26 protein-coding genes and 1 pseudogene are annotated in these 25,947 nt (G+C 65.5%); 14 read left to right on the top strand and 13 right to left on the bottom strand.

Annotation, left to right across the window (positions count from 1 at the left end):
- Positions 1 to 4: 4 nt before the first annotated feature.
- Complete coding sequence (locus tag YWC_RS0117350) at positions 5 to 1,117, bottom strand: Re/Si-specific NAD(P)(+) transhydrogenase subunit alpha (protein WP_027866517.1); 1,113 nt, start codon at positions 1,115 to 1,117, stop codon at positions 5 to 7.
- 246 nt (positions 1,118 to 1,363) lie between these two features.
- On the opposite strand from YWC_RS0117350, the gene YWC_RS0117345 reads away from it, so the two are divergent.
- Together YWC_RS0117345 and mnmA are read left to right on the top strand one after the other, a co-directional pair.
- Entirely contained in the window at positions 1,364 to 1,846 is a 483-nt protein-coding gene (locus YWC_RS0117345; RefSeq protein ID WP_027866516.1) for an NUDIX hydrolase, read from the top strand.
- An 18-nt stretch (positions 1,847 to 1,864) separates the two neighbouring features.
- Positions 1,865 to 2,968 (top strand): tRNA 2-thiouridine(34) synthase MnmA, encoded by a 1,104-nt coding sequence (gene mnmA, locus YWC_RS0117340; RefSeq protein ID WP_027866515.1) that lies wholly within the window; start codon positions 1,865 to 1,867, stop codon positions 2,966 to 2,968.
- Between the two features lie 110 nt (positions 2,969 to 3,078).
- Here the strand turns inward: mnmA and YWC_RS0117335 are convergent, their stop codons facing one another.
- A complete protein-coding gene (locus YWC_RS0117335) occupies positions 3,079 to 4,839 on the bottom strand; it encodes a sensor domain-containing phosphodiesterase (protein WP_027866514.1) in 1,761 nt (586 codons plus the stop codon).
- A gap of 157 nt (positions 4,840 to 4,996) precedes the next feature.
- Here YWC_RS0117335 and YWC_RS0117330 point away from each other — a divergent pair, with 157 nt between their 5' ends.
- Complete coding sequence (locus YWC_RS0117330; protein ID WP_229413127.1) at positions 4,997 to 5,728, top strand: GAF domain-containing protein; 732 nt, start codon at positions 4,997 to 4,999, stop codon at positions 5,726 to 5,728.
- An 8-nt stretch (positions 5,729 to 5,736) separates the two neighbouring features.
- On the opposite strand, the gene YWC_RS0117325 is transcribed toward YWC_RS0117330, so the two are convergent.
- The 3 genes from YWC_RS0117325 to YWC_RS0117315 form a co-directional block, all read right to left on the bottom strand.
- Positions 5,737 to 6,135 carry a response regulator gene (locus YWC_RS0117325; protein WP_027866512.1) on the bottom strand — a complete coding sequence of 133 codons (399 nt, stop codon included), beginning with the start codon at positions 6,133 to 6,135 and terminating at the stop codon, positions 5,737 to 5,739.
- A 12-nt stretch (positions 6,136 to 6,147) separates the two neighbouring features.
- Positions 6,148 to 6,933, bottom strand: a complete 786-nt coding sequence (locus YWC_RS0117320) for a 5'-3' exonuclease (protein WP_027866511.1) — start codon at positions 6,931 to 6,933, stop codon at positions 6,148 to 6,150.
- Between the two features lie 65 nt (positions 6,934 to 6,998).
- Positions 6,999 to 7,667 carry a glutathione S-transferase gene (locus YWC_RS0117315; protein ID WP_027866510.1) on the bottom strand — a complete coding sequence of 223 codons (669 nt, stop codon included), beginning with the start codon at positions 7,665 to 7,667 and terminating at the stop codon, positions 6,999 to 7,001.
- Between the two features lie 77 nt (positions 7,668 to 7,744).
- On the opposite strand from YWC_RS0117315, the gene YWC_RS29875 reads away from it, so the two are divergent.
- A complete protein-coding gene (locus YWC_RS29875) occupies positions 7,745 to 8,635 on the top strand; it encodes a DUF72 domain-containing protein (RefSeq protein ID WP_036214890.1) in 891 nt (296 codons plus the stop codon).
- 41 nt (positions 8,636 to 8,676) lie between these two features.
- Positions 8,677 to 9,057, top strand: coding sequence for a COG4315 family predicted lipoprotein (locus YWC_RS0117305; protein ID WP_027866509.1), 381 nt, complete (start codon positions 8,677 to 8,679; stop codon positions 9,055 to 9,057).
- Between the two features lie 16 nt (positions 9,058 to 9,073).
- Here the strand turns inward: YWC_RS0117305 and YWC_RS29870 are convergent, their stop codons facing one another.
- The 3 genes from YWC_RS29870 to YWC_RS0117290 are packed head-to-tail and all read right to left on the bottom strand — an operon-like array spanning position 9,074 to position 11,483.
- A complete protein-coding gene (locus YWC_RS29870; RefSeq protein WP_051306531.1) occupies positions 9,074 to 9,337 on the bottom strand; it encodes a DUF6587 family protein in 264 nt (87 codons plus the stop codon).
- 3 nt (positions 9,338 to 9,340) lie between these two features.
- The gene (gene feoB / locus YWC_RS0117295; RefSeq protein WP_027866508.1) at positions 9,341 to 11,221 is read right to left on the bottom strand and encodes a ferrous iron transporter B; all 1,881 of its coding nucleotides are present in this window, start codon (positions 11,219 to 11,221) and stop codon (positions 9,341 to 9,343) included.
- A 4-nt stretch (positions 11,222 to 11,225) separates the two neighbouring features.
- Positions 11,226 to 11,483, bottom strand: coding sequence for a FeoA family protein (locus tag YWC_RS0117290; protein WP_027866507.1), 258 nt, complete (start codon positions 11,481 to 11,483; stop codon positions 11,226 to 11,228).
- A 231-nt stretch (positions 11,484 to 11,714) separates the two neighbouring features.
- On the opposite strand from YWC_RS0117290, the gene YWC_RS0117285 reads away from it, so the two are divergent.
- Complete coding sequence (locus tag YWC_RS0117285; RefSeq protein WP_027866506.1) at positions 11,715 to 11,924, top strand: (2Fe-2S)-binding protein; 210 nt, start codon at positions 11,715 to 11,717, stop codon at positions 11,922 to 11,924.
- 220 nt (positions 11,925 to 12,144) lie between these two features.
- The gene (gene bfr / locus YWC_RS0117280; RefSeq protein WP_027866505.1) at positions 12,145 to 12,615 is read left to right on the top strand and encodes a bacterioferritin; all 471 of its coding nucleotides are present in this window, start codon (positions 12,145 to 12,147) and stop codon (positions 12,613 to 12,615) included.
- Positions 12,616 to 12,744: 129 nt separating this feature from the next.
- Here the strand turns inward: bfr and YWC_RS0117275 are convergent, their stop codons facing one another.
- Positions 12,745 to 13,677 (bottom strand): PfkB family carbohydrate kinase, encoded by a 933-nt coding sequence (locus YWC_RS0117275; protein ID WP_027866504.1) that lies wholly within the window; start codon positions 13,675 to 13,677, stop codon positions 12,745 to 12,747.
- Positions 13,674 to 14,288: a glutathione S-transferase C-terminal domain-containing protein gene (locus YWC_RS0117270; protein ID WP_027866503.1), complete on the bottom strand. Its 615-nt coding sequence runs from the start codon at positions 14,286 to 14,288 to the stop codon at positions 13,674 to 13,676. The genes YWC_RS0117275 and YWC_RS0117270 overlap by 4 nt, the downstream gene beginning before the upstream one ends.
- Before the next feature lie 157 nt (positions 14,289 to 14,445).
- Here YWC_RS0117270 and purB point away from each other — a divergent pair, with 157 nt between their 5' ends.
- The gene (gene purB, locus YWC_RS0117265) at positions 14,446 to 15,825 is read left to right on the top strand and encodes an adenylosuccinate lyase (RefSeq protein WP_027866502.1); all 1,380 of its coding nucleotides are present in this window, start codon (positions 14,446 to 14,448) and stop codon (positions 15,823 to 15,825) included.
- A 35-nt stretch (positions 15,826 to 15,860) separates the two neighbouring features.
- On the opposite strand, the gene YWC_RS29865 is transcribed toward purB, so the two are convergent.
- On the bottom strand, positions 15,861 to 17,825 hold the full coding sequence (locus YWC_RS29865) for a TOL_0244 family TonB-dependent receptor (protein WP_084416472.1): 1,965 nt from the start codon (positions 17,823 to 17,825) through the stop codon (positions 15,861 to 15,863).
- A gap of 196 nt (positions 17,826 to 18,021) precedes the next feature.
- Between YWC_RS29865 and YWC_RS0117255 the strand changes: the two genes are divergently transcribed.
- The 3 genes from YWC_RS0117255 to YWC_RS0117245 are packed head-to-tail and all read left to right on the top strand — an operon-like array spanning position 18,022 to position 19,735.
- Positions 18,022 to 18,567 carry a cytochrome b gene (locus YWC_RS0117255; protein ID WP_027866501.1) on the top strand — a complete coding sequence of 182 codons (546 nt, stop codon included), beginning with the start codon at positions 18,022 to 18,024 and terminating at the stop codon, positions 18,565 to 18,567.
- Positions 18,567 to 19,118: a YceI family protein gene (locus YWC_RS0117250; RefSeq protein ID WP_027866500.1), complete on the top strand. Its 552-nt coding sequence runs from the start codon at positions 18,567 to 18,569 to the stop codon at positions 19,116 to 19,118. Before YWC_RS0117255 ends, YWC_RS0117250 begins: the two co-directional genes overlap by 1 nt.
- A 41-nt stretch (positions 19,119 to 19,159) precedes the next feature.
- On the top strand, positions 19,160 to 19,735 hold the full coding sequence (locus YWC_RS0117245; RefSeq protein WP_027866499.1) for a YceI family protein: 576 nt from the start codon (positions 19,160 to 19,162) through the stop codon (positions 19,733 to 19,735).
- 76 nt (positions 19,736 to 19,811) lie between these two features.
- On the opposite strand, the gene YWC_RS33805 is transcribed toward YWC_RS0117245, so the two are convergent.
- Positions 19,812 to 21,320 (bottom strand): hypothetical protein, encoded by a 1,509-nt coding sequence (locus tag YWC_RS33805; RefSeq protein WP_229413126.1) that lies wholly within the window; start codon positions 21,318 to 21,320, stop codon positions 19,812 to 19,814.
- A gap of 283 nt (positions 21,321 to 21,603) precedes the next feature.
- Between YWC_RS33805 and YWC_RS0117235 the strand changes: the two genes are divergently transcribed.
- From YWC_RS0117235 to YWC_RS0117225, 3 genes are all read left to right on the top strand, one after another.
- A complete protein-coding gene (locus YWC_RS0117235; protein ID WP_027866498.1) occupies positions 21,604 to 21,873 on the top strand; it encodes a GlsB/YeaQ/YmgE family stress response membrane protein in 270 nt (89 codons plus the stop codon).
- 82 nt (positions 21,874 to 21,955) lie between these two features.
- Positions 21,956 to 23,242, top strand: coding sequence for a cardiolipin synthase (cls, locus tag YWC_RS0117230; protein ID WP_169728132.1), 1,287 nt, complete (start codon positions 21,956 to 21,958; stop codon positions 23,240 to 23,242).
- A gap of 214 nt (positions 23,243 to 23,456) precedes the next feature.
- The gene (locus tag YWC_RS0117225) at positions 23,457 to 25,622 is read left to right on the top strand and encodes a S46 family peptidase (protein WP_027866496.1); all 2,166 of its coding nucleotides are present in this window, start codon (positions 23,457 to 23,459) and stop codon (positions 25,620 to 25,622) included.
- A gap of 82 nt (positions 25,623 to 25,704) precedes the next feature.
- Here the strand turns inward: YWC_RS0117225 and YWC_RS29855 are convergent.
- Positions 25,705 to 25,947: pseudogene (locus tag YWC_RS29855) on the bottom strand (IS1595 family transposase); the annotation flags it as partial.

The raw sequence follows: 25,947 nt of genomic DNA, 5'->3' as shown, positions 1-25,947 counted from the left end.
GTTCTTAGGTACGCAATACCGCGCCGTCCGCGCACACCAGCGTGGCGCGCACGATCTCGTCCTCGCGGTCGATCACGAACCGGTCTTCCTTGTCGATGACGAGCTTGAGGAAGTCCAGCACATTGCGGGCATACAAGGCGGAAGCATCGGCCGCCACCATCGACGCCAGGTTCGGCTCGCCGATGATGTAGACCCCGTGCTTCACCACCGTGCGGCCCAGCTCCGTGAGCGGGCAGTTGCCGCCCTGCTCGACCGCCATGTCGACGATCACCGAGCCCGGTTTCATGGCCTGCACGGTCTCTTCGCCGATCAGGGTCGGCGCCTTGCGGCCCGGGATCAGGGCGGTGGTGATGATGATGTCGGCCAGTTTGGCGCGCTCGTGCACCAGCGCCGCCTGGCGCTGCATCCAGCTGGCCGGCATCGGGCGCGCATAGCCGCCCACGCCTTGCGCGATCTCGCGTTCCTCTTCGGTTTCGTAAGGCACGTCGATGAACTTGGCGCCGAGCGACTCGACCTGCTCCTTCACCGGCGGGCGCACGTCCGAGGCTTCGATCACGGCGCCCAGGCGCTTGGCGGTGGCGATCGCCTGCAGGCCGGCCACGCCCACGCCCATGATCAGCACGCGCGCGGCCTTGACCGTGCCGGCCGCCGTCATCAGCATCGGCATGAAACGCTGGTAGGTGTTCGCGGCCAGCATCACGGCCTTGTAGCCGGCGATGTTGGCCTGCGAGGAAAGCACGTCCATCGACTGGGCGCGCGTGATGCGCGGCGCGGCCTCGAGGGCAAAGGCGGTCAGGCCGGCGCCGGCGAGCGCCGCCAGGTTCTCGGCATCGAAGGGATTGAGCATGCCGACCAGGACGCTGCCCGGGCGCATCCGGGCGCGCTCGGTGCCGTCCGGGCTGCGGACCTTGAGCACCATGTCCGCGCCGAAGGCGGTGGCCGCGTCGACGATGGTGGCGCCGGCCGCCTCGTACGCCGCATCGGGGTAGGAAGCGCGCACCCCGGCGCCGCTCTCCACCAGCATCTGGTGCTTCGCGGCCAGCTTCTTGACGGTTTCGGGAGTTGCAGCAACGCGGGTCTCGCCCGGCCTGGTCTCGACCGGTATGCCAATTCTCATGAATCCCTCCGTTCAGTGGACACATCGGTCCCCAATCTATCATGTAATTACGCTAATTGCTCAAAAACAAATACTAAAAGTAATATTTGATTGCCACGAAAACCCATCACTGTAACGGGCGTCAGGAAGCATTTGTTTGCAATGGATCAAGGCCATTTAACGACAGGCAAGCGCACCGTAGCGGTGGTGGATGAGCAGAGATGCCTCCTGTCAAGGTAAAATATCGGCTCATTTTCAAGGACGCGCATGACCGATATCTTCAAACCATCCGTGACCGTCGCCGCGATCATCGAGCGCGATGGACGCTTCCTGCTGATCGAGGAAGAGACGAGCGAGGGCGTGAAGCTGAACCAGCCGGCCGGACACCTCGACCCGCACGAATCGCTCGAGCAGGCGGTGGTGCGCGAGGCGCTGGAGGAAACCGCGCACGAATTCATCCCGACCGCGCTGGTGGGCATGTACATGTCGCGCTACCATTCGAAGTCGCGCGGCGCCGACGTCACTTACCTGCGCTTCACCTTCTGCGGCCATGCCGGCCGCGAGCTGGACCAGCCGCTCGACGAAGGCATCCTGCGCACCATGTGGATGACGCGCGACGAGATCGCCGCCACCGCCGACCGCCACCGCAGCCCGATCGTGCTGCAGTGCGTGGACGACTACCTGGCTGGCCATCGCACCCCGCTGCACCTGCTGTACACCCACCCCTCGGTATTCGAGGGTGGTATTTAAAAGAATACGGAAACAGAAATGAGCAAGAAAAAAGTCGTGATCGGGATGTCGGGCGGCGTCGACTCCTCGGTCGCGGCGTGGATGCTGAAGGAACAGGGCTACGAAGTCATCGGCCTGTTCATGAAGAACTGGGAAGACGACGACGATTCGGAATACTGCTCGACGCGCCAGGACTGGATCGACGCAGCCAGCGTGGCCGACGTGGTCGGCGTGGACATCGAGGCCGTCAACTTCGCCGCCGAATACAAGGACCGCGTGTTCGCGGAGTTCCTGCGCGAGTACCAGGCCGGCCGCACCCCGAACCCGGACGTGCTGTGCAACGCCGAAATCAAGTTCAAGGCCTTCCTCGACCATGCGATGAAGCTGGGCGCCGACCTGATCGCGACCGGCCACTACGCGCGCGTGCGCGAGAACGACGGCCGCTTCGAGCTTCTGAAAGCCTTCGATCACACCAAGGATCAAAGCTACTTCCTGCACCGCCTGAACCAGGGCCAGCTGTCGAAGTCGCTGTTCCCGCTGGGAGAAATCCCGAAGACCGAAGTGCGCAAGATCGCCGAACGCCTGGGCCTGCCGAACGCGCAGAAGAAGGACTCGACCGGCATCTGCTTCATCGGCGAGCGCCCGTTCCGCGAGTTCCTGAACCGCTACCTGTCGCACAAGCCGGGCCCGATGAAGCTCGACACCGGCGAGACCGTTGGCGAGCACATCGGCCTGTCCTTCTACACCCTGGGCCAGCGCAAGGGCATCGGCATCGGCGGCCTGAAGTCGCGCAAGAACGCGGACGGCACCAGCGAGCCGTGGTTCGTGGCGCGCAAGGACGTGGCCAGCAACACGCTGTACATCGTGCAGGGGCACGACCATCCGTGGCTGCTGTCGCCGCACCTGGAAGCCGGCCAGGCCAGCTGGACCGCGGGCGAAGCGCCTGCTAGTGGAAAAGCTTTGTCGGCCAAGACCCGCTACCGCCAGGCCGACGTGGCCTGCACCGTGCATGCCGACGGCATGGACCGTTTCGCGCTCGATTTCGAAGAAGCGCAGTGGGCGGTCACGCCGGGACAGTCGGCCGTGCTGTATGACGGCGATGTGTGCCTGGGTGGTGGGATTATCGACAGCAACGCTGCTTGATTTTCGTAGGGTGGACGGCTTCGCCGTCCGCGCGTTCAAGCGCCGCGTGAACAACCGCGTCGTATCAGTTCATGTTGAATTTGAACGCGCGGACGGCATAGCCGTCCACCCTACCTTGCAGCGAGCCAATCGGCCAGCGCCGCCGGCGCCATCGGCCTTCCATAGTAATACCCCTGCGCTTCGTCGCAGCCCGCCGCGCGCAGCAGCTGCGCCACCTCCTCCGTCTCCACGCCTTCCGCCACCACCCGGTGGCCGAGGTCGTGCGACAGCTTGATCATGGTCGTCACCAGGGCTAGCGTGCGCTCGTCCTTTTCCATGCCGCGTACGAAAGACTGGTCGATCTTGACCACGTCCGCCGGCATGTCCTGCAGGTAGGACAGGCTGCTGTAGCCGGTGCCGAAGTCGTCGATGGCGATCTTCACGCCGCCCTCGGCCAGCCGCGCCATCGTGTCATGCGCGATCTTCGGCTTGCGCATCAGCGCGCTTTCCGTCATTTCCAGCGCCAGGCAGGCGGCCGGCAGGCCGTGCCGCGCCAGCCCTTCCAGCACGCGGTCGCTGAAGTCCGGCTCCTCGAGGTTCACCGCGGAGACGTTGACGGCGACCTGCAGCGACACGCCGTCGGCGCGCCAGGCCGCCAGCTGGCGCAGCGCCGCCTCCAGCACCCATTCGGTGGTGGCGCGCGCCAGCGCGGTGGTTTCGACGATCGGCATGAATTCGCCCGGCGGGATCGGGCCGGCGTCGGGATGGGTCCAGCGCAGCAGGGCTTCCACGCCGAGGCAGCTGCCGTGGTGCAGGGAGACCTTGGGCTGGAACACGAGATGCAGCTCGCTCGCCTGCGCCAGCGCGCGTCCGAATTCGCTGATCAGCCAGAAGCGGTGGCGGTAGGCGGCATCCTGCTCGGGCGAATACACGCGCAGGCCGGATTCGGCGTCGCGCGCATCGTGGGCGGCGCTGTGCAAGTTGCGCAGCACGTCGAGCGGCGCGTCCTGGCCCACTGCGAAGCGGACCAGGCCGACCGTGGCCGTGGTCAGGAAGCCGCACTGCCCCATCGGCTTGCGTTCGTCCAGCCAGGCCATCAGGGTGCCGCTGAAGCGCGCCAGGGACAGGCCGAGCGGCGCCAGGAAGGCGAACTGGGTCGGCGCGACGTGGTAGACCTTGCCGCCGCCGGCCAGCCTGCGCAGGGCCGGCACGGCATCGCGCACGATGTCGTCGAGCCAGGTGCCGCCCATCACCCGCATGGCGTCGCTCAGCTCTTCCGGCGTGGCCAGGCTGACCAGGGCCGCCAGCTGGGGCGCCCCCTCGGGCGTGACCAGGCCCAAGTCGCGCACGTCGCTGACGAACTGGCTGCGGTTGGGCAGGCCGCTGACCGGATCGATCCGTCCCAGCGCGTGCTGCAGCTCGATCTGCGCCATGACCATGGCCGCCAGGTCGGCCAGCGTGGCGCGGTCCGCGTCGCTCACGCTGCGCGGCTCGGTGCCGAGCACGCACATCGCGCCCAGGCAGTGCCCGGTTTTCGTCACCAGCGGCGCGCCGAGGTAGAAGCGGATCCCGCTGTCGGCGAGGGGGCTGTCGCGGAAGCACTCGCTTTCCAACAGGTCCGGCACTTCCAGCATCCGGCCGCTGTCCGCCACCGCGGCGCAGGGCGCCTTGATGCGCGGGATCGCATCATGCGCGACACCCACCTTCGACTTGAACCACTGGCGGTCGCAATCGGTCAGCGACACCGCCGCGATCGGCAGCTGGAACAGCTGCGCGGCCATGCGCGTGATGCGGTCGAAAGCTTCGCTGGGGGCGGTGTCGAGCAGCTCCAGCTGGCGCAGGGCTTCCAATCGGCTCGCTTCCTCGAGCGACGGGTCATACAGTGAATTCATGGGCGGCCTTGGCAGTCGCACACCCAGGAAAGGCGCACGTATTTATCGGAACTGACGATTATAACGCTATTCTGGCGTTATATAATGCTTACGGTCAACAGTAATTCCAATCGTGCGCGCATTTTCGTCAAATATTGTCGGGTTTCGGTTAGAATGCGTGCATCGACTACAAATTACCAAGAAGATGAGCGAGGACGATCCAATCCTGACGACGCGGGAAGCGGCCCACATGCTGGGCGTTGCCGTCAGCACCGCCCAGCTCTGGATGGAAAGCGGCGCACTGCCGGCATGGAAGACGCCCGGCGGGCACCGGCGCGTGCGCCTGAGCGCGGTGCGCCAGCTGCAGGCGCGACAGGGCGCCACCGGTATGGCGCCGGGTGCGCCGGTGGGCCCGGGCACGGCGTCCCTGCCTGCCCCGGCGGCGCCCGCGCTGCGGGAGGCCGGCGCGCCGGCCGGCCATGCCCTGCTCGATACGCCGCCCGAAGATGTCTTCGACCGCCTGGCGCGGCTGGCCGCACAGGTGACGGATTGCCCGATCGCGCTGGTGACGGTGCTGGCCGGGGAGCGCCAATGGTTCAAGGCCCGGGTCGGCCTCGACCTGCAGGAAACGCCGCGTGAATGGGCATTCTGCAAGCACGCGCTGGCCAGCGGCGAGGCATTCGTGGTGGGCGACGCCGCCCTCGATGCGCGCTTCGCCGCCAATCCGCTGGTGACGCGCGCGCCGCACGTGCGCTTCTATGCCGGGGTGCCGCTAGAAGATGCGCAGGGCCGCCGCTTCGGCACCCTGTGCGTGCTGGACCGCGAGCCGCGCCGGCTGCGCGAACGCGAGCTGCGCGCCCTGCGCGAGCTGGCGGCGATTGCTTCGGACGAGATCAAGCGGCGCGGCTGAGCGCCTTGTCAGTCCGCGCTACCCGAGGCGGCCTGCTGCTTGCGGACGACCGCGATCACGGTATTGCGAATCGTCTTGAGCACGGCGTCGGCCTTGAAGGGCTTGACGATGAAGCCGTGCACGCCGCGCCCGAGCGCGTCCTGGATGGCGGCGGCGTCGAGCGTGCCCGACACCATGAAGATCATCGCCTTCGGCAGCTGGACGCGCAGTTCCTCGACGATGCGGCTGCCATCCTCGACCTGTTCGCGCGCGATGCAGACGATCTGGGGGCGATGCTTCATCGCCAGGCCATAGCCGAGCGTGCCGGTATGCGTTTGCGCGACGACGTCGTAGCCGCCATCGGTCAGTACGGTGTTGAGCAGGCCGCGCGCGATGGCGCTGCCGTCCACGATCAATGCCTTCAGCATCGGCGCTTTCCTTCAATGGGATTCATAGGCCAGCATGTTCCAGGTGACGCCCAGCCGCACGTCCAGCTTGAGCGACACCAGGCAGCGCGACATCTCGAGTATCTCACGCTCGGCGCGCAGCCTTTCGCCCAGCGGGGTCTTGAGGATGCCGGCGCCGGCCATCACGGCGTCCAGGCTGCCGTAGGCGTTGAGCAGGCGCGCCGCGGTCTTCATGCCGATCTTCGACACCCCCGGCACGCCGTCGGTCGGGTCGCCCATCAGGGCCAGCAGGTCGTGCAGCAATTCGGGCGCCACGCCGAAGCGCTGGCGCACCCAGGCGTCGTCATGCCATTCGTTCTTGAAGTGGTCCCACACCAGCGCGCCGTGCGCGATCAGGATGTGCAGGTCCTTGTCGGTGGTCGCCACGATGGCCTCGCCCCGCCCCTCCCCCAGCCAGCGCATGACGCCGGTGGCGATCACGTCGTCGGCCTCGACCTCGGGCACGGCCAGCACCTGCAGGCCGGCCTGGCGCAGGCGCTCGTGGAATTCCGGCAGGGCCTCGCGCAGCGGCGCCGGCATGGCGGCGCGTCCTTCGCGATAGCGCGGATAGAGGGCATGGCGCCAGTTGGGGCCGCCGTAGTCGAAGGCCGCCAGCACGTGCGTGGGCGCGTGCGCTTCCAGCACATTGCGGAAGGACGAGAACGCGTGGCGCAGCGCGATGCTGGCCTTCAGGTCGGAGTCCGGTTCGGGGCTGGCTTCGTACACGCGGCGCACGATATTCAGGCCGTCGATGGCGAGCAGCTTTCCCTGTTTGCTCATGGTGGTGCGGGCAGTGCGTTGATCAAGAGTGCTTGCAGCGCCGCCATGATAAACCGGGCGGCCCGTCAGGCATAGTCGTACTTGCCACCGCGCTCGAGCGCGCGCGCATAGGCCGGGCGCGCGTGGATCCGCGCCAGGAAAGCGGCCAGCTTCGGATACTGGCTGCCCAGCCCTCCGCGCGAGGCGGCCGCTTCCAGCGCGAAGCTCATCTGGATGTCGGCGGCGCTGAACTCCTCGCCGGCGAACCAGGTCGACTTGCCCAGTTCACCCTCCAGGAAGTCGAGCTGGCTGCGGATGTTCGGCATGATGAAGCTGTCCTTGACCTTGCGTGCGATCGAGCGCGCGATCGGTTTCGCGAAAAAGGGCATCGGGCTGTTCTCGACCTTGTCGAACACCAGCTTCATCAGGAGCGGCGGCATGGCCGAGCCCTCGGCGAAGTGCAGGAAGTAGGTATAGCGCAGGCGCTCCGGGGTGCCGGGCGCCGGCACCAGGCGTCCGTTGCCGTAGCGGCTGGTGAGGTATTCCACGATCGCCCCCGACTCCGCCACCACCAGTCCGTCGTCGGTGATCACTGGCGACTTGCCGAGCGGATGCACCGCTTTCAGCTCCGGCGGCGCCAGCATGGTCTTCGGATCGCGCTGGTATTTCTTGATGTCGTAGTCGAGCCCGAGCTCCTCGAGCAGCCAGAGGATGCGCTGCGAGCGCGAATTGTTCAGGTGGTGGACGACGATCATGGCTTTTCCGCAGAGTTCGACAGGCCGCCAGCTTAGCATGCGCCTGCCAACGGACGAGGCAGAGTAAGCTTGAGCCCATGAATGGATCGGTCTACATCGGCATCTCCGGCTGGCGCTACGTGCCGTGGCGCGGCGTGTTCTACCCCAAAGGGCTGGTCCAGCACCGCGAACTCGAATACGCGGCCGGCCAGCTGCCCAGCATCGAGATCAACGGTTCGTTCTACTCGCTGCAGCGGCCCGAGAGCTATGCCGCCTGGCATGCGGCCACCCCGCCCGGCTTCGTGTTCGCGGTCAAGGGCAACCGTTTTCTCACCCACATGCTCAAGCTGAAGGACATCGAAGGTCCGCTGGCCAATGTGCTGGCCTCGGGCGTGTTCGAGCTGCGCGACAAGCTCGGCCCCTTCCTGTGGCAATTCCCGCCCGTCGTGAAATTCGATCCGCAGCGTTTCGAGCACTTCCTGTCGCTGCGGCCCCGGGATACCGATAGCGCCCGCGAACTGGCGCTGCAGTACCAGCCGCGCATGGAAGGCCGGGTTGCGCTCGAATCCGGCCCAAACCGCCCGATGCGCCATGCGGTCGAGATCCGGCACGAGAGCTTCCTGGATCCCGCCTTCATCGCCATGCTGCGCCGCTATAACGTGGCGCTGGTGGTGGCCGATACCGCCGGCAGGTGGCCGCTGTGCGAGGACGTCACCGCGGACTTCGTCTACATCCGGCTGCATGGCGACAAGGAGCTGTACGCGAGCGGCTATGAAGACGAGGCCATCGCGGCCTGGGCGGCGCGCATCCATGCCTGGCGCCGCGGGCGGCAGCCCGAGGGGGCACGGCTCATCGTCGACAAGCCGCCGCCGAAGGCCAAGGCGCGCGACGTCTACTGCTACTTCGATAACGACATCAAGGTGCATGCGCCGTTTGACGCACGTCGCCTGATCACCGCGGTCGAGGCTTTGCAGGGAACGGCTGACTGAAACTGTTGTCTATCCAGGCATTCACAGCCCGGAGGCCCGCCATGACCCTGCTTCGTGTTGCCAGTATTGCCGCTGCCCTGTTACTTTCAACCACTGCCAGCGCCGCCGATGCGCCGCCCCTCAAGTCCTCGAACGGCGTGCTGGTCAATGCCGCCGGCATGACCGTCTACACCTATGACAAGGATGAAGCCGGCAGCGGCAAGAGCAGCTGCGTCGCCGCCTGTGCCAAAAACTGGCCGCCCGTGAAGGCCGATGGCAGCCCGCGCCCGCCCTACTCCGTGATCACGCGCGCGGACGGCAGCAAGCAGCTGGCGCATGGCGGCAAGCCGCTGTACACCTTTGTGAAGGACAAGAAGGCGGGAGACAAGACCGGCGATGGGGTGGGTGGCGCCTGGCACGTGGTCAACGTGGCGACGCCTTGAAGCGCGGCCGGCGCCGCTAGCGGCGCTCGTGGATCTTGATGACCTTGCCGTTGCCCTTACCGGGCGGCGGCACGGGCTCGGTCGGTCCGCAGGTATTGCAGCTGTTGCAGCCGCTGCCGCAGCTGGCCGAGGTGTCCAGCCACTTGACCAGCCTCGACTGCTGGCCGCCCCTGGAGAGGCGGTGCACGATCGCGCGCCGCCAGCTGTCCGGCAGGTACTTCGCGCCGGCATACAGCACGGCCAGCGCGACGATGATCCCGGCGACCAGCTCCTGCCACATGTCCTAGGCTCCCGTGAAGAACAAGGTGGTGCGGTAGACGATGAAGGCGGCCACGTAGGCCAGGCCGAACATGTAGCCGGCCATGATCCAGGCGTAGCGGCGGCTGCCGGTTTCGCGCGCCACGGTGGCCAGCGTCGGCAGGCAGTGCGGCGCGTAGATGTACCAGGTGAGCAGCGCCAGGCCGGTGGCCAGCGACCACGACTGCGCGACCAGCGGCGCCAGGGCATTGGCGGCTTCGTCGCCGCCTGACAGGGCGTAGACCTGTGCCAGCGCGCCGACCGCCACTTCGCGCGCGGCCATGCCCGGCACCAGGGCAATCCCGATCTCCCAGCCGAAGCCGATCGGCGCCAGGATGACTTCCAGCGCGCGGCCGATCATGCCGGCCACGCTGTAGTAGATCGGCGGATGGGTCGCGCCTTCCGGCGCGCCCGGGAAGCTCGACAGCACCCAGAGCAGGATCATCATGGTCAGGATCAGGGTGCCGACCCGCTTCAGGAAGATCTTGGCACGCTCCCACAGGCCGGACGCCAGCGCACCCGGTTGGGGCCAATGGTAGGCCGGCAGTTCCATCATGAGTACCTGCTGCTTGTAGTCGCTGCGGCGCTTCATGAACCAGGCCACCGCCATGGCGCTCAGGATGCCCGCCATATAGAGTACGAACAGCACCAGGCCCTGCAGGTTCATCAGGCCGGCCACTTCACGGTTGGGAATGAAGGCGGCGATCAGGAGCGCATACACCGGCAGGCGCGCCGAGCAGGTCATGAGCGGCGCAATCATGATCGTCACCAGGCGATCGCGCGGATTCTGGATGGTGCGCGCGGCCATGATACCCGGGATCGCGCAGGCGAACGAGGACAGCAGCGGCAGGAAGGCGCGGCCGGAGAGACCCACGCTGCCCATGATGCGGTCCAGCAGGAAGGCCGCCCGTGGCAGGTAGCCGACGTCTTCCAGCAGCAGGATGAAGAAGAACAGGATCAGGATCTGCGGCAGGAACACCAGCACGCTGCCGACACCGGCGATGATGCCGTCCACGATCAGGCTGTGCAGCACGCCTTCGCCCAGCAGCGCGCCGACCTGCTCGCCGAGCGCGCCGACGCCCGCCTCGATCAGGTCCATCGGCGTGCCGGCCCAGCTGAACACGGCCTGGAAGATCAGGAACATCAGGGCGGCCAGGATCACCGGGCCGAGCACCGGGTGCAGCACCACGTTGTCGATCTTTTCCGTCAGGTTGCCGCGATCGCCGCTGGTAGCAACGGCGAGCTCGAGGATGCGGCGCACTTCGCGCTGGGTTTCCTCGACCGGCACGGCGTCGATCGCGGACAGCGGATTCGGCTTGACGGCGGTATCGAAGGCCATGCGGTCGAGCTGGGCCAGCAGGGCCTGCTCGCCGCCGGACTGGATGGCGACGGTTTCGACCACCGGCATGTCCAGGGCAGCGGACAGTTTTTCCTTGTCGATCGTGATGCCGCGCTTCCTGGCGACGTCGACCATGTTCAACACGAGCACCATCGGCAGGCCGAGGCGCTTGAGCTCCAGCACCATGCGCAGGTTCAGGCGCAGATTGGTCGCGTTGACCACGCACAGCACCGCATCCGGCGCCGCTTCGCCCGCGCGCAGGCCGGCTACCACGTCGCGCGTGATGGCTTCGTCCGGGGTATGGGCGCTCAGGCTGTAGGCGCCCGGCAGGTCGAGCACGCGAAAAGGCCGCCCCGCCGGCGAGGTGAAGCTGCCTTCCTTGCGTTCGATGGTCACGCCGGCGTAGTTCGCGACCTTCTGGCGCGAGCCGGTCAGGCGGTTGAAGAGTGCGGTCTTGCCACAGTTGGGATTGCCGAGCAGTGCGACCAGGGGCGTGCGCGACGCCACCTGTTGTTCCATGACACCCATCCGACTATTCCGGCTTGATCGACACGAGGGCCGCTTCGAAGCGGCGCAGCGCGAAGGTCGATTCGCCGACCTTGACGGCCAGCGGGCCGCCCAGTACGCGCTTGAGCACACGGATGCGCTCGCCCGGCACGAAGCCGAGCTCCATCAGGCGGCGCTGGACGTCGAAACCACCCTGTTGCGCCGGCGGCGCCAGGTGGATCACGGTAGCGCTCTGGCCGGCCGGAAGGGCGTCGAGCGTGGTGAGGGAGGGAGCAAGAGTCATGGTCGCGTCCAGTAAGTGTAGCGCTGATGAGACAGATAGCTAGCATCATAAACCTAAATGCGAATTATTTCTATTTGCGGTTTGATCACAGCCGAAAGAAAGATCACAAAAAAGGCAGCTGAGCACAAAATTCCTGTTGCAAACGCCGCCGAGTTTACGGAGAATAGAACACGAATGAGATTGATTCTCATTTAAATGCCAAGTGAACAAGTAGCGCCAAGGAACCTCAAGATGATCGTCTGTGTCTGCAACAACATCTCCGACCGCGAAATCCGCCAGGCCGTCGACCTGGGCATCAGCTCGGTCGCCGAACTGCACAAGGAACTGGGCGTCGGCACCATGTGCGGCAAGTGCGTGAGCTATGCACGCGAAGTCCTGCACGAACACATCGAGAGCAAAACCACGATCACCGAAGTGCGCCGCGTCCCGCAGGCGGCCTGAACATCACCACCGTCTCTCTCCTGCCCCGCTTGCGCGGGGTTTTTTTTCGCCCGCGCCACGGTACTGAGAAGCGTTCGCACAGCGGAACGAGAACGCTTGTCATTCCCGCCGGTTTTTTCGATTTTCACTGCATTTCCCGGGCTTTTTCAGCGTTTTCGACCCAAAAGCGGGCTGCTTGTTTGTTATCATGGAGCCCATTCAACATCATCAAGGGCATCACATGAAAGGCGACCAGAACGTTCTTCGTCTGCTGAACGCGCAGCTGACCAACGAACTCACCGCGATCAACCAGTACTTCCTGCATGCGCGCATGTACCGCCACTGGGGCTTCGGCAAGCTGGCGAAGAAGGAGTACGACGAGTCGATCGGCGAGATGAAGCACGCCGACAAGCTGATCGACCGCATCCTGATGCTCGACGGCCTGCCGAACCTGCAGGCGCTGCACAAGCTGCTCATCGGTGAATCGACCCAGGAAATGCTGGAATGCGACCTCAAGCTCGAGCGCGCGGCCCAGGTAACGGTCAAGGAAGGCATCGCCGCGGCGGAAGCGGCGGCCGACTACGTGACCCGCGACCTGTTCCTGATGATCCTCGAGGATACCGAGGAGCACATCGAGTGGTTGGAGACGCAGCTGGACCTGATCGTGAAGGTCGGCATCCAGAACTACCTGCAGAGCCAGATCAGCGAGTAACTCTGTTCCTCTTAAAATTGGATCCCCGCCTTCGCGGGGATGACGGTTCATATGCTGGCGGCTTTAATACCGTTGACTTCAAGACCGTCGTTCCCGCGAAGGCGGGAACCCAATCTTGCTAGCAAACCACTAGCGCCACTTCCTCATCCACTGATCATAAAATCCCAGATCCCGCGGGACGGCCCCCGGAATCGCGCAGATCGCCCCCGCGAACTCGTTGGCGCGCGCCAGCGACAGGTCGAGCGGCCAGCCGCGCATCTTCCCCAGCAGGAAAATCGCCGAGAAGGCATCCCCCGCCCCCACCGTGTCGATGACAAACGGCGGCGCCGGGTTATCGCGGTGCATCAGCACCTGCCCGTCGGCGCCGAAGTACACCGAGCCGCGGTGCCCCAGCGTGACGATCAGCGCGTCGAGCGAGAACATCTGCAGCAGCGCCTGGCACGAGGCGTGCACTTCTTCGGCCGCCAGCGCCGCATCGTCCGGCTTGATCTGGAAATACCAGCCGAACATCGCCTGCAATTCTTCCTCGTTGACCTTGGCGATGTTGGCTTCCTGCAGCGAGCGCGTCACGGTGCGCTCGTCCACCTGGCCGTCGCGCAGGTTCAGGTCGAGGTAGCGCAGCGCCGGCGTGGCGCGCAGCAGCGCCATCAGGGTGGCGCGCGAGCGCTCGTGGCGCTGGGCCAGGGTGCCGAAATAGAAGATGCCGGGCTGCGTATGTTCCAGCGCCGCCTCGGCCTGGCCGCGGTCGATGAAGTCGTAGGCCTGGTTCGGCAAAATGGTGAAGCGGTGGCCGCCACGGGCACCGCGCTCGACCAGCACGCGGCCGGTTTCCTCCATCGCATCGACCTGCAGGCCGGCCTCGCTCATCGCGAAGCGCTCGAACTCGGCGCACACCGCCTGGCCCGGCTTGTCCTTGCCGATGCGGGTGAGCATCAGCTGCGGCGCCATGAAGGCGGCCAGGTGGCGCGCCACATTGAAAGGGGCGCCGCCCACCACCTGCTCGGTGGTGAAGTCGTCGACCAGCGCTTCGCCGAAGACGACGGTGGTGGCGGGCGGGTTCACGCGACGAACGGCACGGTGTCGCGGAACGACGGACGCTCGGCGAGTTTATCGGCCAGGCGCGCCAGGTTCGGGTAGTCGCCGCGCCAGTCGATGTCGGGGAAGCGGAAAGCCAGCCAGCCCAGGGCGCAGCCGACGGCGACGTCGGCCAGCGTGTAGTGGATGCCCATGCAGTAGCTCGATTCGCCCAGGCGGGTGGACATCTCGCGCAGGCCGGCATGCACCTTGCCCATCTGGCGCTCGATCCACTTGGCGCTCTGCTGCTCCGGGGAGCGCTCGCGCCGCTCGAGGAAGACCAGGATCGCGGCATCGAGCACGCCGTCGGCCAGCGCTTCCCAGACCTTGACTTCGGTGCGCTCGCGGCCATTCGGCGGCAGCAGCTTGCAGACCGGGGAGATGGTGTCGAGGTATTCGGCGATCACGCGCGAGTCGTACAGCGTGCTGCCGTCTTCCATGACCAGGCAGGGAATCTTGCCGAGCGGGTTGACCTGCTGGATGGTGGTCTCCGGGACCCACACGTTTTCTTGCACAAAGCTGACATCGAGCTTCTTGTCCGCCATCACGACGCGGACTTTACGCACATAGGGACTGGTGAAGGAACCGATGAGTTTCATACATGCCCGAATTTGAGGATTGGGTGCCAGTATAGCATCGCCATTTCGGCGCCTGTCTGCGCCGGACGAGCCTCCCGGGCCGTCCGCGGCGTGGCCTGCGCAAGGCTGCGCGAGCCGCCCAGTGGTAAAATCCGCGTTTTTGCACGGACCGCCCGCCATGACCTCTACCGTCCCCTCCCCTACCCTGTCGGCCCTGTCCCCGCTGGACGGCCGCTACGCGTCGAAAACCGACAAGCTGCGCCCGATCCTGTCCGAAGCAGGCTTCATGCACCACCGCGTGAAGGTGGAAATCGCCTGGCTGCAGGCCCTGTCGCAGGCAGGCTTCCCGGAGATCAAGCCGTTTTCGAGCGAAGCGAACGCTCACCTCGAGCGCATGGCCGCGAACTTCGGCGACGCCGAAGCGGCGCGCATCAAGGAGATCGAGGCGGTCACCAACCACGACGTCAAGGCGGTGGAATACTGGCTCAAGGAGCAGGTGAAGGACGTGCCGGAACTGGTGGCGGCGAGCGAGTTCATCCACTTCGGCTGCACCTCGGAAGACATCAATAACACCTCGCACGGCATGATGCTGAAAGCCGCGCGCGATGGCGTGCTGCTGCCGGCCCTCCAGAACATCATCGCCAGGCTGACCGAGATCGCGCATACCAACGCATCCCTGCCGATGCTGTCGCGCACCCACGGCCAGACCGCCAGCCCGACCACCCTCGGCAAGGAATTCGCCAACGTGGTCGCGCGCCTGCAGCGCGCCGTCAAGCGCATCGCCGACGTCGAGATCCTCGGCAAGATGAACGGCGCGGTCGGCAACTACAACGCCCACCTGTCGGCCTACCCGGGCTTCGACTGGCCGTCCTTCTCGAAGGAAGTGATCGAGCAGCGCCTGGGCCTGGTGTTCAACCCGTACACCATCCAGATCGAGCCGCACGACTACATGGCCGAGATGTTCGACGCCGTCGCGCGCGCCAACACCATCCTGCTCGACCTGAACCGCGACATCTGGACCTACGTCTCGCTCGGCTACTTCAAGCAGAAACTCAAGGCGGGCGAGATCGGTTCGTCGACCATGCCGCACAAGGTCAACCCGATCGACTTCGAGAACTCGGAAGGCAACCTGGGCCTGGCCAACGCGGTGCTGCGCCACATGGCCGAGAAGCTGCCGGTCTCGCGCATGCAGCGCGACCTGACCGATTCGACCGTGCTGCGCAACATCGGCGTCGGCTTCGGCTACGCGCTGCTGGCCTACGACAGCTGCCTGCGCGGCCTGAACAAGCTGGAAGTGAACGCGGCGCGCCTGGAAGCCGACCTGGACGCGAGCTGGGAAGTGCTGGCCGAGCCGGTGCAGACCGTGATGCGCCGCTACGGGATTGAGAACCCGTACGAGCAGCTGAAGGAACTCACCCGCGGCAAGGGCATCACCCGTGAAGCGCTGCAGGAGTTCATCGGCAAGCTGGCGATCCCGCAGGAAGCCAAGGACCTGCTGCTGCAAATGACGCCGGCGAACTACACCGGCCTGGCGGCGCAGCTGGCGAAAGCGATCTAAGCCGTACCCTGGCGTGGACGGCTTCGCCGTCCGCCCTACAAAGACCACACCAGCTTGACCGCCACCTTGCGGTCAAGCTCCACCCGCGCGTCGGCGGGCCCGTATTCCGCGTGGCTGCCATTCAGGTTCTGCCCCACCACCGACAGCTCCAGCTGCGGCGTCAAGCGCCAGCCGAAGCGCGCGTCCAGCGCCCAGTAGCCCGGCACCTCCGGATTCTCCAGCGCCGCCACCTTGCGCAGCGCCAGCTCCAGCTCGCGCCGCTCATCGATCGCATGGTGCGAGCGCAGCTGCAAGCTGTGCTCCGGATCCTTGCCCGCGGTGCCCGGGCCGGCGGCGTCGTTGCTGCCCGGTTTCAGGCGCAGGCGCTCGTGCAGCGCCGTGAAGCCGGCCGACAGGCGCCAGGCCCCGTTCATCTGGTAGTTGCCCCACATCTCGATGCCGGTCGCCTTCCCTTCCATCAGGCTGCCGAAGGTGAGGAAAGTCCAGGTCGGGTCGATCTCCTGGGTCCGCAGGTGGTCGTACTGGTTGTGGAACAGCGTCGCCGAATACGACAGGCCGGGCAGCGGCTGGCCGCGGTAACCCAGTTCGAACACGCGCGCCACCTCCGAGCGCACCCGGGGACCGCCGCGCAGCAGGTAAGGCGGACGGCCCGGGATGAAGGCGTCCACGTCGAGGCGGGTCGGGGCGCGCACGGTGCGCGACAGCGCGGTCCACAACGCGTGCTGGGGCGCCAGGCGCCACGACAGGCGCACGCTCGGCAGGAATTCCAGGCCGGTATAGACGTTGCGCTCGGCACGCGCCCCGACGACCAGGCTCAGGTCGGGACGCAACGCGATCTCGTCCTGGGCAAACAGGCTGGACCAGGTCTGCTCTGTCTGCGCCGGCAGAAAGGCGATCACCTCGCTGTTTTCCACCTCGTCCCAACTGTGGCGCAGGTTCGCGCCCCAGACCAGGCTGTGGCGGCCCCAGGCCGGCAGCGTGTGCTGGAACTGCAGGTCGGCGATCTGCAGCGACTCGGTAAAGGTGGGTGGCACTTCGCGCCGTGTGTGGTCGAGGTAGGCCTGCACCGACAGGCGCCCGCCGTCCGCAAGGGTGCGTTCCCAGCGCGCCGTGAGGTTGGCGCCCGCGGTGTCGATGTCGCCGAGGCGCAGCGCGGTGCCGCTCACCGAGATCTCGCCCGGTTCAGGCTGTTCGGGCTCGCCACGGTAAGCGTTGCCGTTCACGCTGACGGTGTCGGCGCCGTCCTTCCAGTCGGCCCGAAAGCCAAGTTGGGCCTGGCGCCAGGCGTCATGGATACGCTTGCCGTCGCCGTTCTCGCCGTGTGCGCGCTGCAGCAGCTTGCCGTAGACGCGCCAGCTGGTTTCTCCGCTGCTTCCTCCCTGGCGGAAGGCGGCATCCCCGCCATCGGTCGCGCCGCGCAGCACCGCCAGGCCGCCCTGGGTCGCCGCGGCCGAGCGCGTGGTGATGTTGATGACGCCGTTGACGGCGTTTACGCCCCACAGGGTGCCGCCCGGGCCGCTGATGACCTCGATGCGCTCGACGTCTTCCAGCATCAGATCCTGCATGTCCCAGAACACCCCGGAGAACAGGGGCGCATAGACCGAGCGGCCATCGATCATCACCAGCAGCTTGTTGGAGGCGCTATTGTTGCTGCCGTTCAGGCCGCGCGCGCTGATCGAGTAGCCATAGCTGGAGCGCTGTGCCACGTGCAGGTTGGGCGCGAGCCGCAGCGCTTCGGGCAGGCTGTGCGCGCCGGCGCGGCGGATGTCCTCGGCCGTGATCACGAACACCGATGCTGGCGCATCGAGCAGGCGCTCCGGCTTCTTCGACACCGACATGACGTGGATGTTGGCCAGCTCCTCGATCGACAGGTCGGCCAGCTCACCCTGGCTCGCCGGCACGTCGCCGGCTGCCAGCGCCGGCCAGGCCAGGGCCGCGCCCAGGCAGGCCAGGGCGAGCCGGCTGAGCGTCAGGCCCGATGGTGTAAAAGAATGTCGCATAAGTCCTGCTCCATGGCAGCAAAAGTATCCACAGGTAATCTTTGATAAAGTACTCTTTGTTGAATTTTACATTCTGGCGGCTATTGCTGTGCAGTGAATACAAAGCGTGCTAGTGTACCCAGCGAAATTGCACCTACAGCGAACTCGCTAAAGACTGGTATAGTCCTAACCAGTACGAATTCTCGAAAATAATCATATGTACCGCTATACCCTCCCGGCCATCGTCCTGCACTGGCTGATCGCCCTGCTGATCATCGGGACCTTCACGCTCGGGCTGGTCATGACCGATATCCCGGGCATCACGCCGACCAAGCTGAAGTATTTCAACTGGCACAAATGGGCCGGCGTGACGGTGCTGCTGCTGGCCGCCCTGCGCCTGCTGTGGCGCCTGTTCCGTCATCCGCCGGCCTACGCCGACGCGATGCCGGCCTGGCAGCGCGGCGCCTCCCATGGCCTGCATTGGCTGCTGTACATCCTGATGTTCGCAGTGCCCCTGTCCGGCTATTTCTACAGCCTGGCGACCGGCTATCCGATCGTCTGGTTCGGTGTGATCGAACTGCCGGTGCTGATGGGGCCGGATCCGGCCCTGAAAGTCGTGCTGAAGGATGTCCACTACTGGCTCAACATGTTGCTGGCGCTGCTCGTCGGCCTGCACGTGGCGGCCGCGCTCAAGCACCTGCTCGTCGACCGCGACGGCGTGATGGCGCGCATGCTGCCTTTCTCTACCCGTAAGGAGTCTTGATGAAACCCATGAAAAGCCTGCTGCTGGCCTCGGTGCTGGCAAGCGCCGTCGCCATCGCGGCGCCCCTGAAAACCGACCCGGCGAAAAGCAGCGTGACGGCCACCTTCAAGCAGATGGGCGTGCCGGTCGAGGCGAAGTTCAAGCAGTTTGCTGCGCAGATCGACTACGACGCCGCCAAGCCGGCCGCGTCGAAGGCGAGCGTCGAGATCCAGACCGCCAGCCTCGACCTGGGCGACCCCGACTACAACAAGGAAGTCACCAAGAAGGAATGGTTCAACACCGCCCAGTTCCCGAAGGCGAGCTTCGTGTCGAGCGCGATCGCGCCGGCCGGCGCGGGCAAGCTGAACGTGAGCGGCAAGCTCACCATCAAGGGCCGCAGCGCCGACGTCAGCTTCCCGCTGAGCGTCAAGGCGGAAGGCGGCAAGCAGGTATTCGAAGGCCAGCTGCCGATCAAGCGGCTGGCCTTCAACATCGGCGAAGGCGAGTGGAAGGACACGAGCATGGTCGCCGATGAGGTTGTCATCAAGTTCCGCGTTACGGCGGGCCAGTAATCACCCCAGCAAACACCTCAACACACGCAAGGAATCGTTCCATGAAAATCAAGCACCTGATCGCCGCCCTGGCCGCTTCGAGCACCCTCGGCGCCGGCCTCGCCTTTGCCGCCGACACCTACAAGATCGAGCCGAACCACACCTATCCGAGCTTCGAGGCCGACCACATGGGCATCTCGGTCTGGCGCGGCAAGTTCAACAAGACCGACGGCACCGTGACCCTCGACCGCGCGAAGAAAACCGGCACCCTCGACATCACCGTGTACATCGACAGCATCGACTTCGGCCACGACAAGATGAACGAGCACGCCAAGAAGCCGGACATCTTCGACGCCGCCCAATTCCCGACCGCGACCTTCAAGTCGAAGTCGATCAAGTTCACCGGCGACGTCCCGACCTCGGCCGAAGGCGAGCTGACCCTGCACGGCGTGACCAAGCCGCTGACCCTGACCATCAACAAGTTCAAGTGCATCGACCACCCGATGCTCAAGCGCGAAGTGTGCGGCGCCGACGTGACCGGCAGCTTCCAGCGCAGCGACTACGGCATTAACTTCGGCCTGCCGAAGTTTTCGCCGGAAGTGAAGCTGGCGATCCAGGTGGAAGCGGTCAAGCAGTAGTCGCTTCGCCCAAAAGGAAAAGCCTCGGTGCCGTCCGGCACCGAGGCTTTTTTTACGCCGAATGCGTCGTCAGCGATCAGCGGCCGTCGCGGTCCGCGTCACCCGGGATGGCACGCTCGACCTTGTGCCATGCGGCGCGCGAAGCGTGCTTGGCCTGGTCCCAGCTCAGGCGCGAATTGCCCTTGGTGCGTTCCCATTCGGTCGACAGCTCGTTCTCGTGCATGTCGTAGCCGCCCGGGTAGCGGCCTGCCGAGTTGTAGCCCAGCGCATAGGCCGGTGCGTAATCGTCGTAGGTGTAACCCGGGGTGTAGTACGGCTGGGTCTGGTACTGGTTGCGCCAGTGGGCGTCTTCCTCCTGCGGGTTGACCATCTTGGCCACGCCCTTGCCGGCCATGCCGCCGACGGCCGCGCCGATGCCGGCACCGGCCACCGCGCCGACCGGACCGCCGACCGCGCCGCCCAGCACCGCACCGCCGACCGCAGCGCCGCCAGCCGCACCGACGCCGGTGCCCAGGTGGTGGTCATGCAGTTCGTCGCCCGCTTTCGGGTTCACGACTTCGCCGGTGCCCTTGCCTGCCGCGCCGCCGGCCAGGCCGCCGATCACGGCGCCCGCTGCGGCGCCGACCGGGCCCGCCACCGAACCGGCAACCGCGCCGGCCGCAGCGCCGCCGGCGCCGCCGACGCCCTGCGCCAGGTTATGGTCGTGCAGTTCGTCGCCCGCTTTCGGGTTCACGACTTCGCCCGCGCCCTTGCCGGCTGCGCCGCCCGCCAGGCCGCCGACCACCGCACCGGCAGCCATGCCGATCGGGCCGCCGGCCGCGCCGGCCATCGCGCCCACGGCCGCGCCGCTGCTGGCGCCGACGCCCTTGGCCAGGTAGTGTTCCGACAGGTCGTCGCCCGCTTTCGGGTTCACGACTTCGCCCACGCCCTTGCCGGCGATGCCGCCGGTGACCGCGCCGATGGCGGCGCCCGCCACGGTGCCGACCGGGCCGGCCGCCGAACCAATGGCGGCGCCGGCTGCCGCACCACCCAGGGCGCCGACGCCGGTGCCGATGATGTGGGTGCCGCCGCTGTCGGTCCAGGATTGCTGGATGTGGCGCGCATCTTCGTCCGAACGGGCGTTCACGCCCATCACGATGCCGCCGCGCTTGATGCCTTCTTCATAGTGGGCAGCACGGTCTTCCGGGATGCCGGCGCCGATCAGCGCGCCGATCAGGCCACCGGTGATGCCGCCGGCGCCGGCGCCGGCCAGGGCCGCTGCCAGCGGGCCGGCGACGACCACGCCCAGGCCAGGCAGCACGAGGGTGGTGCCGACGGCGGCGATGCCTGCCAGGACGGCGCCGATGGTGCCGCCGATGCCGGCGCCGATGCCGGCGCCTTCGGCGGCCTTGCTGCCCAGTTCAGTATCGGTGTCGCCGAAATGGGTCTTGCGGGCCTCGTCCGACATCATCAGGTTGACGTCGTCCTTGCTATAACCGCGGGTCGAGATCGAGGAATATGCACGTTCTGCGCTGGCACGGTCGGGGAACAGGCCAGTGACCATGCGGGAATTCTGGTTGGTGTTATTCGAATCGTAGTTGCTCATGGCGAATCCTTTCAGAAGGTTCAGGTGCTGGGTCCTGCAAACAAAATCGATCTTGCAAGTGTTGAAACCTTATGCCCGGTACAAGACCTCTTCTGTTCGCTGACGCACCCTGCCCGGTTCTTTTCGCTCAACAGTTCGAAGCGGCAGAACAGGCTTGCAGATTCGCCGTCTAACGTTCGTTGCCGCACCGACCTGAAGGGGACTGGTCTCTAGACTTTTCTCCATGGCCACGGCAATTCAAGGGCCTGGGGGTATGTTTTCTTACACTTGAAGGAGGTACACCATGTTATTCATCATTTGGATCGTTGTCGGTGGCATTCTGGGCTGGCTGGCCAGCATGGTCATGAAGACCGACGCAGAGCAAGGCATGATTCTCAACATCGTAGTTGGTATCGTTGGCGCCTTCCTGGGTGGCTGGCTGCTGTCGCCGCTGTTCGGCACCGGCACCATCAACTCCGATGACTTCAGCGTGTCGTCGCTGCTGGTTTCGTTCCTGGGCGCTGTCATCCTGCTGGCGATCGTGAACCTGCTGCGTCGCGGCCGTGTTCGTTAATCAGCAATCGGGTAGCCCTAGCTAAAAACCAACGCTTCATGCGTTGGTTTTTTTACGCCCGCAGTTCCACCCGTGTTTCCATATGTCCCTACTATCACCCAAACGATTCTGGACCATCCTCGTCACGGCCGCCCTCACGCTGGTCGGCGGGGTGCTCGCGCTCAATTTCATGCCGAGCGAAACGCAGATCGAAACCCGCCTGACCCGGCAGTACGATACCAAGGACCCGCAGTTCCGCCGCTCGCTCGGGGTCCTGCTCGGTCCGCCCATCCTCGAAGGGAATAAAGTCGAGGTCCTGCTCAACGGCGACCAGATCTTCCCGGCCATGCTCGATGCGATCCGTTCGGCCCGGAAGAGCATCACCTTCGAAACCTATATCTACTGGTCCGGCTCGATCGGCAAGGAATTCACCGAAGCCCTGATCGAGCGCGCCCGCGCCGGCGTGAAAGTCCACGTGATGCTGGATTTCATGGGCAGCCTCAAACTCGACCTGGCCCAGATCGACGCCATGAAACAGGCCGGCGTGCAGGTGCAGCGCTACCACAAGCCGGTCTGGTGGAAGCTGGCGCGCCTGAACAACCGCACCCACCGCAAGCTCCTGGTGATCGACGGCAAGGTCGGCTTCACCGGCGGGGTCGGCATCGCCGACCAATGGCGCGGCAATGCCCAGGACAAGGACCACTGGCGCGACACCCATTTCCGCATCGAAGGACCGGTGGTCGGCCAGGTGCAGGCCGTGTTCAACGACAACTGGACCAAGGCCACCGGCACCGTGCTAGACGGCGCCGATTACTTCCCGGCCCTGCAGCACGTGGGCGACATGCCGGCCCAGATGTTTTCGAGCTCGCCGACCGGCGGCGCCGCATCGATGCACCTGATGTACCTGATGTCCATTACCTCGGCGCGCAAGACGATCGACCTGTCGGCCGCCTATTTCGTGCCCGACGAGCTCACCATCCGCACCCTGATCGAAGCGGCGAAACGCGGGGTGCGGGTGCGCATCCTGATGCCAGGCAAGATCATCGATTCGGACCTGGTCAAGGCCGCCTCGCGCGAGCGCTGGGGCGAACTGCTGGCTGCGGGCGTCAAGCTGGCCGAATACCAGCCCACGATGTACCACGTGAAGGCCCTGATCGTCGACAACCTGCTGGTGTCGGTCGGCTCGACCAACTTCGACAACCGCTCGTTCAGCATCAACGACGAGGCCAATCTCAACGTGCTGCACGAAGGCTTCGCGCGCGAGCAGACCGCCATCTTCGAGGATGATTGGCGGCACGCGAGCCCGGTAACCAAGGCGGAACACCGCGAGCGGCCGTGGTGGCAGCGCCTGAGCACCGGCGTGGCTTCCCTGTTCAGCGCCCAGTTGTAGGACAACTTTCCTCTAGAGAACTCTGTGTTTGTCGGTACGAAATATTGGTTGACGATGCATATAGGGATTACGGATACTCTTGGATGCTCCGCGGAGCATTGAACGTTTAACACAAGCCCCAGGGCAAGGCGCATCGTCGAAGACGAATGCAACGTAGCAATGGGGGTTGTGTTAGGCGTTCCAAGAGTTCCCATCCTCAACCAGACAGACGCGAATGAAAAAGACCCTCCTCTCGCTGGCCATCCTGACCAGCTTCGCCGCACACGCGGACGAAGGCATGTGGATGCCGCAGCAGCTGCCACAAGTAGCCAAGCAACTGAAAGCCGCCGGCCTCAAGCTGGATCCGTCCACCCTGACCAAGCTGACCGAATTCCCGATGGGCGCGATCGTGAGCCTGGGCGGCTGCTCGGCCTCGTTCGTCTCGCCGCAGGGCCTGGTCGTCACCAACCACCACTGCGTGTACAACAGCATCGCGGTCAACTCGACCCCGGAACGTGACCTGCTGGCCAACGGCTTCCTGGCCAAGACCCTGGGCGAAGAGCTGCCGGCCGCACCGGGCAGCCGCGTCTACGTGACCGAGGAAGTGGCCAACGTCACCAACCAGATCATCACCCCGGACGTCGCCAAGCTGACCGGCAAGGCACGCATCGACGCCATCGAGAAGAACCAGAAGAAGCTGGTGGCCGAGTGCGAAAAGGATGCAGGCTACCGCTGCACCGTGGCCAGCTTCTACGGCGGCCTGGAGTTCTACCGCCTGAAGCAGCTCGAGATCCGTGACGTGCGCCTGGTGCACGCACCGCCGGCCGGCGTCGGCAAGTTCGGCGGCGACACCGACAACTGGATGTGGCCGCGCCACACCGGCGACTACGGCTTCTACCGCGCCTACGTGAGCAAGGACGGCAAGGCCGCCGAGTTCTCGCAGGACAACGTGCCGTACAAGCCGAAGCACGTGCTGAAGATCGCCGACCCGAGCGCCAGCGCCAAGGAAGGCGACTTCGTGATGGTGCTGGGCTACCCGGGCCGCACCAACCGCCACCGCCTGCCGTCGGAAGTCGAATCGACCTTTACCTGGAACTACCCGGCCTTCGTGCAGGCATCGGGCGAGACCCTGGCGATCATCGAGCGCGAGACCAAGAACGACCCGGCCGCCAAGCTCAAGTACGCCGGCCAGATCGCGGGCGTCAACAACTACTACAAGAACCGCAAGGGCATGCTGACCTCGTACGCGAACAGCGACTTCCTGCAGCGTAAGACGGCCGAGCACAACGCCCTGAAGGCCTGGGTCAACGCCACCCCGGCGCGCAAGGCGCAGTACGCCGCCGACATCGAGCAGGCCGAGAAGCTGATCGCCGAGCGCGACGCCAATGCCAAGAAGGGCTTCTACCTGTCGTACGCCCAGCCGAAGTTCCTGTCCTCGGCACGTTCGCTGTACCGCCTGGCCAACGAGCGCAGCAAGCCGGACGCCGAGCGCAAGACCGGCTTCCAGGAACGCGACCTGGCGCGCTGGAACTCGGTCATCGCCGGCCAGGACCGCACCTACGACGAAAAGGTCGACAAGGCGCTGGTGCTGAACTTCCTGACCAAGTACAACGCGCAGCCGGCCGCCGAGCATGACGCCGCTTTTGACGCCGCCCTCGGCATCAAGCCGGGCATGACCGACGCCGAGCTGAAGGCCGCGCTGGACCGCATCTACGCCGGCTCCAAGCTGGCAAACAAGGAAGAGCGCACCGCATGGCTGAAGAAATCGCCGGCCGAATTCCAGGCCTCCAACGACAGCTTCATCAAGGCCGCCGTCGCGATGTACGACGCGTCGATGCGCGATGAAGCCAAGGAAGAGGAAATGGCGGGCAAGATCCAGCAAGCCTACGGCAACTACATGCGCGCCAAGATCGCCTACATGAACAGCAAGGGCCAGGCCGTCTACCCGGACGCCAACGGCACCCTGCGCGTCACCTTCGGCAAGGTGATGGGCCGTGACGTCGGCGCCGACGGCACCGGTTCCTGGACCGCGTTCACGACCCCGAAGGGCATCGTGGCCAAGCACACCGGCGAAGGCGAGTTCAACGCGCCGGAAGCCCAGCTGGCGGCGATCCAGTCCAAGGACTTCGGCAAGTACGTCGATCCGAAGCTGAAGACCGTGCCGGTCAACTTCCTGGCGACGCTGGACATCACCGGCGGCAACTCGGGTTCGGCCGCGCTGAACTCGAAGGGCGAGCTGATCGGCCTGGCCTTCGACGGCACCCTGGATTCGATCATCTCGGACTGGGACTTCAACAAGGCCATGACCCGCTCGATCCAGGTCGACAGCCGCTACATGCTGTGGAACATGAAGCATGTGGACAAGGCCGACAACCTGCTGAAGGAAATGGGCGTGCAATAAGCCTGCTGGCGCCCGTGGGCGCCGCATGAAGAAGCCACGCGGTCGCAAGGCCGCGTGGCTTTTTTCATTGGCGCTGTCAGCGTTAGCTATGGATGACTCCGAACGCGAGACGCAGCAATTGCTCCACCGTCGTGATCCGTCCAGCGTCGAGCGCCCGGCGCCAGCCCAGGTAGTTCGGCAGGTAGCGCGAAGCGACGCCGCGGAAGCGGCTCAACCATTGCCGGAAGCGCTGGTGATAGGCGTTCACATTCTGCACATGGATGGCGCCGGCAACGCCGCTGCGTACCCGCACGCCGGCACGCAGGTTCACCGCCTGGTGCGCAAT

Source organism: Massilia alkalitolerans DSM 17462 (genome assembly GCF_000427785.1).
GTDB classification, from domain to species: Bacteria; Pseudomonadota; Gammaproteobacteria; order Burkholderiales; family Burkholderiaceae_D; genus Telluria; species Telluria alkalitolerans.
Note: the sequence above shows the minus strand (reverse complement) of the source record. Positions and strands in the feature narration are given on the sequence as shown.